Source organism: Cupriavidus sp. H19C3 (assembly GCF_049393815.1).
Lineage (GTDB): Bacteria > Pseudomonadota > Gammaproteobacteria > Burkholderiales > Burkholderiaceae > Cupriavidus.
Window position 1 is genome coordinate 1915877 of the sequence record NZ_CP184986.1, and the last position, 14649, is coordinate 1930525.

14 protein-coding genes are annotated in these 14649 nt (G+C 66.8%); 7 read left to right on the forward strand and 7 right to left on the reverse strand.

From position 1 onward, the window contains the following. Positions 1–104 precede the first annotated feature (104 nt). The 6 genes from DFLDMN_RS28025 to DFLDMN_RS28050 all read left to right on the forward strand — a co-directional run bounded on the left by DFLDMN_RS28025 (position 105) and on the right by DFLDMN_RS28050 (position 5812). Positions 105–1577 carry a cytochrome-c peroxidase gene (locus tag DFLDMN_RS28025; RefSeq protein ID WP_423199005.1) on the forward strand — a complete coding sequence of 491 codons (1473 nt, stop codon included), beginning with the start codon at positions 105–107 and terminating at the stop codon, positions 1575–1577. Then, a complete protein-coding gene (locus tag DFLDMN_RS28030; protein WP_423199006.1) occupies positions 1574–2251 on the forward strand; it encodes a hypothetical protein in 678 nt (225 codons plus the stop codon). The genes DFLDMN_RS28025 and DFLDMN_RS28030 overlap by 4 nt, the downstream gene beginning before the upstream one ends. Before the next feature lie 257 nt (positions 2252–2508). Beyond that, positions 2509–3120, forward strand: coding sequence for a UdgX family uracil-DNA binding protein (locus DFLDMN_RS28035; RefSeq protein WP_423199007.1), 612 nt, complete (start codon positions 2509–2511; stop codon positions 3118–3120). A gap of 280 nt (positions 3121–3400) precedes the next feature. Beyond that, complete coding sequence (locus tag DFLDMN_RS28040) at positions 3401–4354, forward strand: Bug family tripartite tricarboxylate transporter substrate binding protein (protein ID WP_423199008.1); 954 nt, start codon at positions 3401–3403, stop codon at positions 4352–4354. Continuing rightward, positions 4347–5243 (forward strand): PhzF family phenazine biosynthesis protein, encoded by an 897-nt coding sequence (locus tag DFLDMN_RS28045; protein WP_423199009.1) that lies wholly within the window; start codon positions 4347–4349, stop codon positions 5241–5243. The genes DFLDMN_RS28040 and DFLDMN_RS28045 overlap by 8 nt, the downstream gene beginning before the upstream one ends. Continuing rightward, positions 5243–5812, forward strand: a complete 570-nt coding sequence (locus DFLDMN_RS28050) for a RidA family protein (RefSeq protein ID WP_423200598.1) — start codon at positions 5243–5245, stop codon at positions 5810–5812. Before DFLDMN_RS28045 ends, DFLDMN_RS28050 begins: the two co-directional genes overlap by 1 nt. A gap of 83 nt (positions 5813–5895) precedes the next feature. Here DFLDMN_RS28050 and DFLDMN_RS28055 read toward each other — a convergent pair whose 3' ends face one another. The 3 genes from DFLDMN_RS28055 to DFLDMN_RS28065 form a co-directional block, all read right to left on the reverse strand. After that, positions 5896–6561, reverse strand: a complete 666-nt coding sequence (locus DFLDMN_RS28055) for a helix-turn-helix domain-containing protein (protein WP_423199010.1) — start codon at positions 6559–6561, stop codon at positions 5896–5898. A gap of 298 nt (positions 6562–6859) precedes the next feature. Next, on the reverse strand, positions 6860–7543 hold the full coding sequence (locus DFLDMN_RS28060) for a Fe2+-dependent dioxygenase (protein ID WP_423199011.1): 684 nt from the start codon (positions 7541–7543) through the stop codon (positions 6860–6862). Between the two features lie 53 nt (positions 7544–7596). Beyond that, positions 7597–9834, reverse strand: coding sequence for a TonB-dependent receptor (locus DFLDMN_RS28065; protein ID WP_423199012.1), 2238 nt, complete (start codon positions 9832–9834; stop codon positions 7597–7599). A 314-nt stretch (positions 9835–10148) separates the two neighbouring features. Here DFLDMN_RS28065 and DFLDMN_RS28070 point away from each other — a divergent pair, with 314 nt between their 5' ends. Continuing rightward, a complete protein-coding gene (locus DFLDMN_RS28070; protein ID WP_423199013.1) occupies positions 10149–10454 on the forward strand; it encodes a high-potential iron-sulfur protein in 306 nt (101 codons plus the stop codon). A gap of 39 nt (positions 10455–10493) precedes the next feature. Here DFLDMN_RS28070 and DFLDMN_RS28075 read toward each other — a convergent pair whose 3' ends face one another. The 4 genes from DFLDMN_RS28075 to DFLDMN_RS28090 all read right to left on the reverse strand — a co-directional run bounded on the left by DFLDMN_RS28075 (position 10494) and on the right by DFLDMN_RS28090 (position 14579). Beyond that, positions 10494–12731, reverse strand: coding sequence for a TonB-dependent receptor (locus DFLDMN_RS28075; RefSeq protein ID WP_423199014.1), 2238 nt, complete (start codon positions 12729–12731; stop codon positions 10494–10496). 158 nt (positions 12732–12889) lie between these two features. Then, a complete protein-coding gene (locus DFLDMN_RS28080) occupies positions 12890–13255 on the reverse strand; it encodes a response regulator (protein ID WP_423199015.1) in 366 nt (121 codons plus the stop codon). Positions 13256–13270: 15 nt separating this feature from the next. Next, the gene (locus DFLDMN_RS28085; protein WP_423199016.1) at positions 13271–13837 is read right to left on the reverse strand and encodes a hypothetical protein; all 567 of its coding nucleotides are present in this window, start codon (positions 13835–13837) and stop codon (positions 13271–13273) included. Position 13838: 1 nt separating this feature from the next. Next, positions 13839–14579: a methyl-accepting chemotaxis protein gene (locus tag DFLDMN_RS28090; RefSeq protein WP_423199017.1), complete on the reverse strand. Its 741-nt coding sequence runs from the start codon at positions 14577–14579 to the stop codon at positions 13839–13841. Positions 14580–14649: the final 70 nt, after the last annotated feature.

Below are 14649 nucleotides of genomic sequence, written 5' to 3' on the forward strand. Positions count from 1 at the left end.
GGCCATTGGCGGACAGCGCGGGCAGGACCTGCCATCAACGGCGAACCGTTACCGATCGCCCTGCACCCACGAATTTTCCGGCGCGCTGCCATCGCGCTGCTGTCATGCGTATATCCCTGATCGCACTTTGCCTTGCCGCGGCCATTGCCACGGCTGCCTGCAAGGAACGGCCGCAAGCCGATACCAGGCCCGCCGCCACCGCGGCGAGCCCGGCCGGCTCCGCGCCGGCCAACGCCAGCCCCGCCAGGGTGACCGCTCCGGCCCAGCCTGCCAGTCCACTGACGCCGTCCGCACAAGTGGGGCAACGGATGTTCTTCGACCCCGCGCTCTCCGGCTCCGGCCGCATGTCGTGTGCGACGTGCCACGATCCGGCTCACGCCTACGGCCCGCCCAACGACCTGTCCGTGCAGATCGGCGGTGCCGACATGAAGCAATCGGGCACGCGCGCGGTTCCGACATTGATGTACAAGGACTACACCGAGCCGTACTCGGACAAATTCCAGAACCCCGACATGATCAGCCCGCCCGCGCCCGGCGGCGGCATGACGTGGGACGGCCGCGCCAACACCATTGCCGAACAGGCCGCGATTCCGCTGCTCGCCGCGAACGAGATGGCCAACGCAAGCCCGGAAGCGGTGGTGGCCGCGATCCAGCGGGCGCCGTATGCGAACCTGTTCCGCCGGGCCTTTGGCGACGACATCTTCCAGGACACGCGGCGTGCCTTCCAGATGGCCGGTGCCGCGTTGCAGTCCTTCCAGACCGAGGACCACAGCTTTCACCCGTACTCGAGCAAGTTCGATCTCTTCCGCAACAACAAGATCGGCGGTACGCTGACCGAAGCGGAGATGCACGGCCTGCGCGTGTTCGTCGATCCGAACAAGGGCAACTGCGTGGCCTGCCATCTGATCGGCGGCGGCAACGGTGGCAGCCAGGACATCACCAGCGACTACTCGTTCGCCGCCATTGGCGTGCCGCGCAATCGCGCTATTCCGGCCAACGACGATCCCGCGTACTTCGACATGGGCCTGTGCGGCCCGCTGCGGACCGACCATCTGCCCAATGGGCAGAACAAGGGCAGCGGCTGCGGCATGTTCAAGACGCCGATCCTGCGCAATGTAGCCACCCGTCATGCGTTCATGCACAACGGCGTGTTCCACTCGCTCGACGAGGTGGTGCACTTCTACAACACGCGCGATACCGATCCGGCGCGCTGGTATCCGCGCGATGCGCACGGCAAGGTGCAGAAATTCAACGACCTGCCCGCACCGTATCGCGCCAACATCGACGACCAGATGCCGCTCGATGGCCGCCGCGCGGGCAGCAAGCCGCCCATGACCGAGGCAGAGCTGAAGGACCTCGTGGCCTTTCTGCAGACTTTCACCGACGGCTACGTGGTACCCGCCGACGCCCGGCCCACGCCCAAGACCAGCGTGGCTGCACCGGCCGCCCGGCACCCGAGGACCGCCTCCCAGGCTGCCTCCCCTACGACTGCCTCCCCTACGACCGCCCCCCATACGACCGTCCCCCATACGACCGTCCCTCATACGACCGTCCCTCATACGACCGCCGCACGATGAGCTTCCGACAGATCTTGATCCGCCCGCTGGTGCCGGGCCGCTCCCGCTTGTCCCCGCGCCCGCTCGCGCTCCTGCCGGCCCTGCTGGCGGTGGCCGCGTGCAAGCCCGCCGCCCCGACCGCCGATACCTTTGCCGCGGTCATGCGGCAGCATATCGACAGCCATGCCGAACTCTGTCTCGGTCGCCATGCCTGGCCGCTCGATGTACCGGACGTACCCGAGAAGGACACCTTGCGCGATTACGTCCAGATGGCCGCGCTCGAGCATGCTGGCATCGTCGCGCACGACACCGGATTCCAGACCGAGCGCCCCCTGCGTGCCGGCGGAACCGAAACCGTGCCCGCGTGGCGGTACCGGTTGACCGAGCAGGGCCGCAAGTATTTCAAGGCGCGCCCCGATACCGCCAATGCGCATGCCGAGGGTCAGCCCGATCTTTGCTACGGCACGGTCCACCTGCAGGACATCAAGCGCTGGACGCCCATCCAGATGGATACCGACAGCCGGCGCAATCTGACTACCGTGACCTACACGTACACCATCGATGCAGCGCCGTGGACGCACGACCCGGCGGTGCAGAAAGCGTTTCCGGTGGTGGCCCGCGTGGTCAATGGCGGCGGTAAGGACGAACTGCGCCAGGACATGGTGCAGACGGACAACGGCTGGAAGGTGCGCTGAGCGAACGCGCGCGGTCGGGGTGGGAGTCGGGGTGGGAGTCGGGGTGGGAGTCGGGGTGGGAGTCGGGGTCGGTTCGGGTCGGGTCGGGTCAGGGTCGGGTCAGGGTCGGATCAGGCGTCGGCATCGCAGCGCGCAATCCTTACCCCGCGTGTAGAAACTACCTGCCATTCCGCCACCTGCCGCACCTGGTACTCCCACCTCACCCATGGCACGGCTCTTGATCGGGTTGAGGCAGCCACCACCCGAGATGCCCGCGCATGCCATCGCCCGGCAAGAACCCGCCCCCCGACAAGCCGCACCTCGACGCCTGTCGCCGTTGCGAGCTCTGGCGCAACGCCACCCAGGGCGTGCCCGGCGACGGGCCGCGGCACGCGCGCGTGATGCTGGTGGGCGAGCAGCCGGGCGCCCAGGAAGACCAGCAGGGCGCACCGTTCGTCGGCCCCGCCGGCCATATGCTCGACGAAGCGCTGGCCCGCGCCGGTCTGGCGCGCGACAGCGTCTTCATGACCAACGCGGTCAAGCACTTCAAGTTCGAGCTGCGCGGCAAGCGCCGCCTCCACAAGACCCCGGCGCAACGGGAGGTCGACGCCTGCGGCTACTGGCTGGAAAAGGAAATCCGCGACGTCGATCCCGACATCATCGTCGCGCTCGGCGCAACGGCCGCCAGGGCGGTGCTTGGCGAAAAGCGCGTCACCCTCTCCACGCTGATGGACACCGCCGTGGTGCACGATGGCCGCGTCGTGATCGCGACCTACCACCCCTCGTTCGTCCTGCGGCAGCGCGACGAAGCTGGTCGCAAGGCCGCCTTCGATCGCATCGTCGCCAGCCTCCGGCACGCCGTGCGCACCGCGGCCAAACAGCAGCGCTGACCGCACGCACACAACGCTTGCGCGCGACCGAATCGCCGCAACGGTCGAGGCGGTTGGCGATCATGATTCCCTCTGGCCACAGGAAATGAAACGGTACTGGCGGAACTGGCCGTGGAAGCGCGGAGCGGAAAGCGCGCGAGCGACGCGATGGCGTGTTCCGGATCGCCATTGTCGCGATTGGGTTCGGAAGCGCGCTGACACGCGCCTAGACTCGGCGCATCCGTCCACAGGAGCCAGCCGTGTCATCCCTCGCCCGCAACCCCTCTCCCCGCGTCAGCTCATGCTGATCGCCGTCGCCGCGCTCACGGTCGGTGCCGCCCATGCCGACCCCGCGCCCGCCACCTGGCCGGCCAGGCCCATCACCATGGTGGTGCCGTTTCCCGCCGGTGGCGGGACCGACCTCGTGGTGCGCTCGCTCCAGCCCGCACTGCAACGCGAGCTCGGTCAGCCGATCGTGATCGACAATCGCGGCGGCGCCGGCGGCACCATCGGCTCCGGCTACGTCGCCCGCGCCGCGGCGGACGGGTACACGGCCGGAGTCGCCACCACGAGCACGCATGCGGTCAGCGTGGCGATCTATCCGAAGCTACCGTACGATCCCGCCAGGGACTTCGCCTACGCGGGCTTTATCGGCACATCGCCATACGTGCTCGCCGTCAACAACGCCCTGAAGGCGCCCGATACCCGGGCGCTGATCGCCAGGCTACAAGCCGACAAGTCCCAGCGCAGCTTTGGCTCGGTCGGCGTCGGCACGGTTTCGCACCTGATGGGCGAACAGTTCCAGAAGCTGACCGGCGTGCCGCTCGTGCATGTTCCCTATCGCGGCGCGGCGCCGGCGTACACCGACCTTATCGGTGGTCAGGTGCAGTTCATGTTCGACAACCCGGTGGGGCTCGCGCCGTATATCCGCGCGCACAAGCTCACCGCGCTCGCCACCACCGCACCCACGCCGCTGCTGGCCGATGTCCCGACCTTCGCCAGCCAGGGCGTGGCCGGCTTCGAACAGCAGTTGTGGTACGGCATTGCCTTTCCCAAGGGAACGCCGGTGGCGATCGTCGAACGCTTCAACGGCGCGCTGAACAAGGTGCTCGCGGACAAGGCCGTGGCGGACGACCTCGCCAGCAAGGGCGTGACGGCGCGTCCGGGCACGCCGGCCGCGTTGCAGGCCACCGTGCTGAAGGACATTCCCTATTGGGGCACGATCGCGAAGTCGGTGGGAGCGACCGGTGAATGAAGTCAGCCTGATCCGGGTGTTCGTGCGCGACAGCGTTGGCGGTGGCACGCACGCTGTCGATGCCGTCGGCGGCAATCCCGTCCCGCTCGTTGCCGATGCCCGTGGCATGAGCGCCCGGGCCATGCAGGACGTGGCGGCCGCCTACGGTCACGAGTCCGCATTCATCCTGCCTGGGGACCACGGCTGCGACTGGCGCCTGCGCTTCTTCGTGCCGCAACACGAGATGGAAATGTGCGGGCACGCGACCGTCGGGGCGCTCTGGGCGCTGCGCCAATGGGGGCGCTGGAACACCCCCACGGCTCGCATCCGGACCGAGAGCGGCGTGGTGGTGGTCCGATGGGATGCCGTGCGCGAACAGGTCTGGATCTCGCAGCCGGCCGTCCGCACCCGCTCGTTGTTGCCGTCGGCATGCGCCCGCGTGGCCGCCCAGCTGCGCCTGCCGGCGGGCTCCTACCCCACCGTCAATGCCGCCACCAGCCGCGTCAAGACGCTGGTGGCGCTTCCTTCGGTGGCCATGCTGCATGGCCTGCGGCCCGACTTCACCACCATGGAGGCCCTCTGCACCGCCATCGACTCGACCGGTCTCTACCCCTACGCCATGGGCGAACCGTTGGCCAACGGTACGGCTTTGGTACATGCACGGCAGTTCCCGCGCGCGTCGGGCTATCCCGAAGACGCCGCCACCGGCATTGCCGCCGCCGCGCTATGGGGATATCTCGCACATGCCGGTTTGCTGGCACGCACCGGCGGCAGTGTGGCTTCCATTGCGGTATGGCAAGGCGATACCATGGGCAGCCCTTCGGAAATCCTCGTGGCGCCGCGCTATTCCGAAGCTGGCGAGCCGGATGGATGCTGGCTCAGCGGCAATGTTGCCTGGAGCAATGCATGATGACCGACACCCCCGAAGCACGGCTCGCCGCAGCGGGATTCCACCTGCCCGCCGTGCCGACCCCGCGCGGTAACTACGCGCCGTTTTGCGCGATGCCGTATGCCACGCCCGATGCCATCCCGCCGGCGGACAGCGCGGCCTCGGGCCGCGCATCCGCGGGCAGCGTCGCATTGGCGAATCCAGTCAGGGGACGCGCGCAATGGATCTCGATCTCCGGCCAGGTGTGCCGGCAGGACGGCGTGGCCATGACCGGCCAGTGCCGCACCGAGGCAGATCTGGAGCCGGCACGCCGGGCGGCGGAAGTGTCCATGCTCAATGCGCTGGCGGCATTGCAGGTGGCGTGCGGTGGTGACCTGACGCGCGTGGTCCAGGTGGTGCGTCTGCGCGGCTTCGTGCGCGCGGCACCGGAGTTCTCGCGTCATCCGGCGGTGCTCGATGCCGCCTCGGCCATCCTCCGTATTGCGTTTCCCGAGCAACCGCTGCCGGCGCGCAGCGCGCTCGGCGTCTCGAGCCTGCCCGACCAGGCCTGGACCGAGATCGAAGTCGACGCGATCGTCGCGGCCGTCTGACCCAGCCCGGGGCTGGGCGCCGCGCCTCTGTCGCCCTCACCCCCTCAGTCAGCGCCCTCAGTCAGCGCACTCAGTCAGCGCACTCAGTCAGCCCCCTCGTCCACCTCGCGCAGGAGACGGTGCAGGTGGCCGCTGGTGGCAAACCCCAGTTGCACACTGACGCTGGCCGCGGTCTGCCCAGCCGCGATCAGTGCGCGCGCGTGCGCCGCCAGGACGCGCCGGCGCACCGTGACCGGACTCGCGCCAAACTCGCTGTGCGCGGCCCGTTGCAGCTGGCGCATGGAAACACCCAGATCGCTCGCCACCGTGTCGATCGACGGCAGCGGCAAGTCGCGTTCAAGCGCGGCCGCAAAGCGCCGCACCATGCGCAGCGCCACCGATGCCGGCGCCGGCGGCACGGCCAGTGCGCGCGCGCCGACGATCTGCTCGACGATGGCCCGCACGAGCCACGATGCGCTCGCCGGCGTGATCGTCGGTGCCAGCAGCGCTTCCAGCATCGCGATGGTCGCCGCATCGAGCTGGAGCGCGCCATACTGCCGGCATCCCTGCAGGCGCTCGGGCGGAAGATAGAGTTCACCGTGTTGCTGGCGCCCGGCCCCGGACGCCGTCAGGTGCGAGGTCGACGTCGGCAGCAATACGGCGCAGCCGCGCACCAGCGTGGCGGCATGCACGCCCTCGGGGCCCTCCGGTGCGCCGGCGGGATCGTCCCACACCGTACGCAGCCGGCCCATGCGTGGCCATAGCAGCATGCCGCAATCATGGGTATGCCATTCGCGACGAAACCCAGGCTGCCGGCTGTCTTGCAGCGCATAGCCATGCCGCGCCGTCAGATGAAGCTTGGGCGACAGGCGAGCGTGGGGTGAGGCGGGCAAGGCGGGCAAGACGGGCAAGACGGGCAATAGGGCCGATGAGGGCGACGAGGGCGATCCGGCCGCCAGGGGAGAGATTCGAGGCGCACGAGGGGCGCGCGGAGCATCAGGCATCGTCGAGCTGCCGGCAAGGGTCCAACGCAATGCCGGCCATCATACGCCCGACGGCGCGCCGCTGTCAGGCATCCGCCCACCGACGCAGCAGGTTGTGATACACCCCGGTCAGGCCGATCACCGCCGCGTTGTCCCCGCCCAGCGCGCCACTGACCTGCCGCAGATGGTTGTCGAGGTCGAACAGCAGCGCACGCTGGCCATCGTCGCGCACCATGCTCTGGATCCAGAAGAACGACGACACGCGCGCGCCGCGCGTGACCGGCGTGACATGGTGCACGCTGGTGGCCGGATAAAGCACCATATGACCCGCCGGCAGCTTGACGCGCTGCTGGCCGTAGGTGTCCTCGATCACCAGCTCGCCACCGTCGTAGTCCTCCGGATCGGTCAGGAACAGCGTGGCGGAGAGGTCGCTGCGAATGCGGAAGTCGGTACCGCGCAGATAGCGGATGGCATTGTCGACATGATTGCCGAAGGTATGACCGCCTTCATAGCGATTGAACAGCGGCGGAAACACCTTCAACGGCAGTGCCGCGGAGAAGAACAGCGCGCTGCCGGCCAGCGCATCCTGGATCAGATCCCCGACCTGGTGGGCCGCGGCCGAGCCCTCGGCCAGTTGCAGGTTGCGCTTGGCGAGGGCCGACTGGTACCCCGAGGTCTGGTTGCCATCGACCCAATCGCCCGCGTCCATCACGGCACGGCAGTGCGCAACTTGTTCTCGCGACAGCAGGTCCGGAATCTGAATCATCATGATGAGAAGCCCCGGTGCGACCCGGGGGCGAAAAACATCGTCAAGAACAGGCGCTAGAAGCGGAAGTTGGCGGTCAGCATACCAAATCGCCCTGCCCCCAGGGACGCATAGTGCGCCTGGAAAGCCTTGGTGTAGTACGTGCGGTTGAACAGGTTCTGCACGTTCAGCTGCAGCGTCAGGTTCTTGTTGACGCGATAGGCCGCCATCGCGTCGAAGCGCCAGTACGACGGCACGTAGAGCGAGTTGGCCGGATTGCCGAACACCTTGTCCACGTAATACGCACCGCCGCCGACCGTCAGGGCCGGCAACAGCTGGTACGTGCTCCACAGGCTGAAGGTGTTCTTCGGCGTATTGGGGAACTGGTTGCCATCGTTGGCCGCATTGACCGGGCCGGCGCTCTCCAGCTCGCTATGCAGGTAGGTATAGCCGCCGAACACGCCCCACTTGTCGGTCACGTTGCCGGCAAAGCCGAGCTCGAAGCCCTTGACCTTCTGCTTGCCCACGTTCTGCGTGGTATTGGCATCCACCGCCACGCGCGCGTTGTCCTTGTCGATCATGAATACCGCGCCGGTCAGCGACAGGCGACGATCGAGCAGGTCCCACTTGGTGCCAAGTTCCCACGCGCGGCTGCGCTCCGGGTCCAGGTTCTGAATCTGCGCCGACAGGTTGTCGGCGCCATCGCCATTGGTGGTACCCGGCGGCGACGACGCGGTCCCGTACGACACGTAGATGCTGCCGTAGTCCAACGGCTTGTAGACCACGCCCGCCTGGTAGTTGAAGAAGCTCGCGTTATTCGCCAGGCTGACCGCGGCCACGTTCTGGTTGGTGTTCGGATTGACGTACGCCGGCGTAAACGAGTGCGTGCGATAGCTGTCGTAGCGCACGCCGCCATTGACCAGCCACTGCTTCGTGATCTCGACCGTGTCGAACAGGTAGACCGAGCGTTCGTTGGTCGTTGTGTTGGTGGTGGCGGGCATCTTGCCGATGCGGCCGGTCCACGGATCGCCGGGGTTCGGGTTGTACAGGCTCGTGCAGTTGTAGCTGGCGAGCAGCGCGGCGTTGCAGGTGGTACCGGCTACGCTCGGCACCACGTTGTAAGGGGTATTGTTGGTGTCGTCGCGGCTGAACTCGAAGCCGAACAGCGCGGTGTGCTTGAGAAAGCCGGTATCGAACTTCGCCGTGAAGTCGGTCTGGTTGACCAGCGTCTCCGTGGCCGAGTCGCGGTTCTTGGTACTGCGATAGACCAGGCCGTTCGGCACATTGCCGCGGCTGTCGTCCGGATTGGTCACGATGTAGTCGTTGGTCGAGCGCCCCCATCGCGTCGTATTGCGGAACGTCAGGCGATCGCTGAACTGGTGCTCGACATAGGCGGTGGCGATATCGCTTTGCGTCTTGCGGAAGTCGCGATCGACCAGCCCATAGAAGTTGTTGCGGTTCACATCCGCCGGGCCCACCGGATTGGCCTTGGTCGCCTGCGCGGCCGGACGCGCATACGGAATGCTGTAATCCGGCATGTCCTGGCCCTGCAGGTGGTAGTACGACAGCGTGACCTTGGTCGGCCCGGTCAGGCCAAACGTCACCGACGGCGCAAAGCCCCACGAATGGCCACCCACCGCCTCGCGCCCGGGCGTGTTGGCGTCATAGGCCATCGCATTGAGCCGCAGCGCGGTGTTGTCGTTGAGCACGTAATTGCCATCGAGCGTGGCACGCTTGTAGGCGTCGGTGCCCACGCCGACCGAACCCTGGACGAAATTCTCCTTCTGCGGCAGCTTCGACACGATATTGATCATGCCGCCGACGGAGCCCTTGCCGCCGTAGGCCGAGCTCGGTCCCTTGATGACCTCGATGCTTTCGATATTGAACGTATCGCGCGTCTGCGAAGCGGCGTCGCGCACGCCGTCGACAAAGATGCTCGACATCGAGTCGAAGCCGCGGATGAACGGACGGTCGGCAATCGGGTTGCCGCCCTCGCCGGCACCGAACGTGATGCCCGGTGTGTTGCGCAGCGCATCCTGCAGCGTGATCGAACCCGATTGCTGGATCACTTCGGCCGGCACCACCGTGACCGACTTCGGCGTATCGAGCAGCGGCGCCGTGAACTTGGGCGACTGCGCGGTATCGACCTTGTAGTCGTCACGCTGGGCCTGCACGGTCACGCTCTTGAGTTGCGCCGGCCGGCTGGCCGGCGCGGCTTCCTGCGCGGCGGCACCCTGCATGGCCATGGCGGCCATGGGTCCGGCAATGGCGGTTACCAGCGCATTGGGTCGAAAGACCTCCGAATATCTGCTCATCTGTTGACTTCCCCGTGTGATGTCTTTTTGTTGGCTCGCGTGTGCAGCCAAACAGACATCCATCGGGCCCGCAGACTGCACATACGTCCGGACGGGAGTGTAATTTGTTGAAAACAAAAACACAAATACGAATCATTCGCATATGCATATGACAAAAAGCGCGCTTACCTGCGACATTTGGGCGCATCTTGCGCCGTTTTCTTCCTGTGCGCCCACTTGTTGCGAAATTTCTGACATCGCAGAAACTTCAGGACTTATTGCGTCCATCGTCATGGAGTACGCTTGCCGCACCCACAAAAGAACAGGAAAACAACATGTCCAGGCGCCGCTTCCTCCAGACCCTTCCCCTGCTGCTGACCGGCACCGCGGCCGGCATGGCGTGCCGGGCCGCATCGGCCGCCATGCTGGAGGAACAGGATCCCGCCGCGCGCAAGCTGGGGTACGTGGCCGATACGGCCACGGTCGACGCGTCGAAGTATCCGCAGCACCAGCCGACGCAACGGTGCGCCAACTGCCAGCTGTACCAGGGCGATAGCACGAGCGCCTCGGGCGGGTGCGTGCTGTTCGGTGCCAGGGACGTCGCAGCCAGGGGCTGGTGCAGCGCCTGGGCCCAGGGCTGACGGGCTGACGGGCCGCAGCCGCGCCGCGTGAATGGCATCTCAGAAGCGGAAGTTCGCCGTCAGCATGCCTGCGCGGCCGGGGCCCGGCAACGCATAGTGCGCGGCAAAGGCCTTGGCGTAGTACGTGCGGTTGAACACGTTCTGCACGTTCAGTTGCAACGTCAGGTGCTTGTTGACCCGGTAGGCCGCCATCGCGTCGAAGCGCCAGTACGACGGCACGTACAGCGAGTTGGCCGCGTTGCCGTAGACCTTGTCCATGTAGTACGCGCCGCCGCCCAGCGTGAACGCAGGGACCAGTTGGTACGTGGTCCACAGGCTGAAGCTGTTCTTTGGCGTGTTGGGGAACTGGTTGCCATCGTTGACCGCATTGACCGGACCGTTGCTCTCGAGCTCGCTATGCAGGTAGGTATAGCCGCCGAACACGCCCCACCTGTCGGTCACGTTGCCGGCAAAGCCGAGCTCGAAACCCTTGACCTTCTGCTTGCCCACGTTCTCCATGGTGTTGGCATCCACCGCCACGCGCGCATTGTCCTTGTTGCTCACGAACACCGCGCCGGTCAGCGACAGGCGGCGATCGAGCAGATCCCACTTGGTGCCCAACTCCCACGCGCTGGTGCGCTCCGGTGCAAGGTTCTGGTTGCGCGCCAACAGGATATCGGCACCGTCGCCGTTGGCCGTACCGGGCGGCGACGACGCGGTACCGTACGACACGTAGATGCTGCCGTAGTCGACCGGCTTGTAGACCACGCCTGCCTGGTAATTGAAGAAGTTTGCATCGTTGGAGAGATTCGTTGACGGCATCGACCTCCCGGTACCAGGATGGCGATATGCCGGTGTGGACGACTCCGTGTGATAGCTGTCGTAGCGGACGCCACCGTTGATGCGCCACCGCGGGGTGATCTCCACCGTATCGAACAGATAGACCGCGCGCTCCCGCGTCGATGTGCTGGTCGTGGCCGGGCGCTTGCCGACGCGGCCGCCCCACGTATCCCCGGGGTTCGGGTTGTACAGGCTCGTGCAGTCATGGCTGGCGACCAGCGCGGCGTTGCACGTCGTGCCGGGAACCTGCTGGATAACGGCATAGGGCGTGTTACGGGTGTCGTCGCCGCTGAACTCGAAGCCGAACAGCGCCGTGTGCCGGAGGAAACCGGTCTCGAACTTCGCCGCGAAGTCGGTCTGGTTGATCAGCGTCTGCGTGACCGAATCGCGACTGCGCGCACCGCGATGGACCATGCCCCTGGGGACATTTCCGCGGCTGCCGTCCGGAATGGTGACGACGTAGTCGTTGGCCACACGCCCCCAGCGCGTGGTGTTGCGGAAGGTCAGGCGCTCGCTGAAGCGGTGCTCGAAGATGGCGGTCGCGATATCGGTCTGGGCCTTGCGGAAGTCGCGGTCGTTCAGGCCGTAGAACGTGTTGCGGCTTACGTCGGCCGGCCCGGCCGGACTGGCCTTGCTCGCCTGCATAAAGGGACGGGCATACGGAATGCCGTAGTCCGGCATGCCGCTGCCTTCGAGATGGTAGTAGGACAGTGTGAGCCGGGTCGGCCCGCTGAGGCCGAACGTCACCGAAGGCGCAATCCCCCACGCCCTGCCGTCCACGGCCTCCCGGCCTGGCGCATTGCCGCCGTAGGCCATCGCATTCAGGCGTAGCGCGATGTTCTCGCCCAGCACGTAGTTGCCGTCGACAGTGGCACGCCGGTACGCCGCCGAGCCCAGGCCGATAGAACCCTCCACGAAGTTCTCCTGGCGCGGCTGCTTCGACACCGTGTTGATCATGCCGCCCGCCGATCCCTTGCCACCATAGGCTGAGCTCGGCCCCTTGATGACCTCGACGCTGTCGATATTGAACGTATCGCGCGTCTGCGACCCCGGGTCGCGCACGCCGTCGACGAACAGACTGGACATGGTGTCGTAGCCGCGGATGAACGGCCGGTCGCCAATCGGCGTGCCCCCCTCGGCGGCACCGAAGGTGATGCCCGGCGTGTTGCGCAGCGCCTCCTGCAGGGAATTGGACTCCGACTGCCGGATGACTTCTCCGGGAACGACCGTGACGGACTTCGGGGTGTCTAGCAGCGGCGCCGTAAATTTCGGGGACTGCGCGGAATCAACCATATAGGCGTCGCGCGCGCCCTTCACTGTCACATCCTGCAACCGCGGCAGCGCACTGCCGGGCGCCGTCGCCTCCTGCGCCACCGCCTGCATCGCCATGGCCGCAGCCGGGCCCGCGAGCGCCGTCGCCAGGATATTGGGGCGGAAAGCTGCTGAAAATCGTCGCATTTGCCAGGTTCCAAGTATCGCTTTGGGGAAGCGATCGTATGGCCGGCATCAGTGCAAATGAGAATTATTTTGATTTCTTGACAAAATCTGGAGGTTCTTACCCATGGCCGCTCCCTCCCCGTCCGCAGCGCCGACGCAGGGAGGGAACGCCTGGCGGATCAGGCCGCGAGCTTGCGGAATGCGTCGAGGACGGCCTCTCCCCTGAACGGTTTGACAATCCAGCCCTTGACGCCCGCCGCCTTGCCGCGGTCCTTCATGGCCTGACTGCTCTCCGTGGTAAGCATGACGATATTGACGCTCTTGTTGCCAAGCTCGCCACGAATCTTTTCCGCCATGGTGAGGCCGTCCATGTTGGGCATGTTGACGTCGCTGATGACCAGCTTCACGCCAGCATTGGCACGGACTTTGGCGAGCCCGTCCCTGCCATCGACGGCCGTGTCGACGTCCATGCCGTGCTTGCGCAGAAAGCCCGCCACTTCATCGCGCACGGTCGGGGAATCGTCCACTACAAGGATTTTTGCCACGCTTCTTCTCCTGCTTCAGAAAAACTCGAGCTCGCCGCCGCCTGAGTCGGTGGCGGGCTGCATCTCGGCCACGAAGTCGACCGGCGCATTGGCGCATACGCACAGCGTGGCCTGCAACGACACCGTGCCAGCGATCGTCACGGCATACATGGCCTGGTACGCGGGCGCCAGCGCATCGAGGTGAGCGGCGCAATGCGCGCTCAGCACGTATGGCGTGGACATGCCGAGATCGGGATAGTGGTCGAGCAGCGCCTGGTTGAGCGCGCCACAGCACAGGTTGCCGTACTCGACGAAGGTTTCGCGCAGCGTACGGTCGGCGTCGCCGACGTAGTAGTCGCGCGTGGCCGTGTCGTGCTGCACGCGCAGCACCAGCACGAGCCGGAACACCATCGACGAGATGGTCAGCACGACCAGATCGGCCGCGACCGCATCGTGGCCACGGCGCTCTTGCGGCCATGCCGGCAGCGGCTCGAGCCGCACCGCGTCGCCGGCGTTGCGCGCCAGGCGCGACTGCGCGGCATGCTGGAGTATGCGCTCCAGGCTGGCCCGCGCGCGCGGGGTGACAAGTTCGGTCTCGGCCACGCTAGTGCAGCGACTGCGGTTGGGGTTGGGACTGGGACTGGAACTGCCCGGCGAGCGCCTCGACGCTCGCCAGCGACGCCGTGATCATCTTGCCGCCGGCCTGGATGTCCTGGAACGTCGCGGTGGTAGTCAGGTCGTTGCGATGCAGGCTCTCGCTATAGCTGCGCGACAGTGCCTCGGAGCGCGCCGCCAGTGCGCGCACTTCGCCGGCCACCACGGCAAAGCCGCGGCCCGCCGCGCCCACGCGCGCCGCCTCGATCGAGGCGTTGAGCGAAACGATCACCACGTGCCGCACGATGGCCGACAGCTCCTCGTTGCGCGCATGCATGGCCTGGTTCTGCGTCATCAGCGAGATCATCTGCTCGTGCCAGCGCTCGAACGTGTGCGCCAGGCCGCGCAGGCGCGCGGTCTCGCCCGCGATCTGCCGCGACAGGCCGGCCCAGCGATCGCGCTCGGCACGCACCGCCGCCAGCGCCGCTTCCGCGTCGCGGCTGCTTTCCGCCTGCGCCGCCACCGTGGCCTGCGCGGTGGCGAGCTCGCTCTCGCATGCGTGCAGCGCGTCGGCGAGCGCGTCCGCCCGCGCTTGCAGATCGGCGTGCTGGCGCAACAGGTCCGCCACGCGCTGCCCGGCGGCATCATGCGCCGCGGCCAGCGTGGCCTGGCCGCGCTGCCGCGCGCATGCCCATGCGAGGGCAGCCCCAAGCGCAACGCCCGGCAGGGCGATCCATACATAGGCGAGCATCGACATCCTTCCTTCTTCGGGCGTGTGGCGTGTGGCGGGTGATGGGCGAGTGGCCGATGGTGGCGGGTGG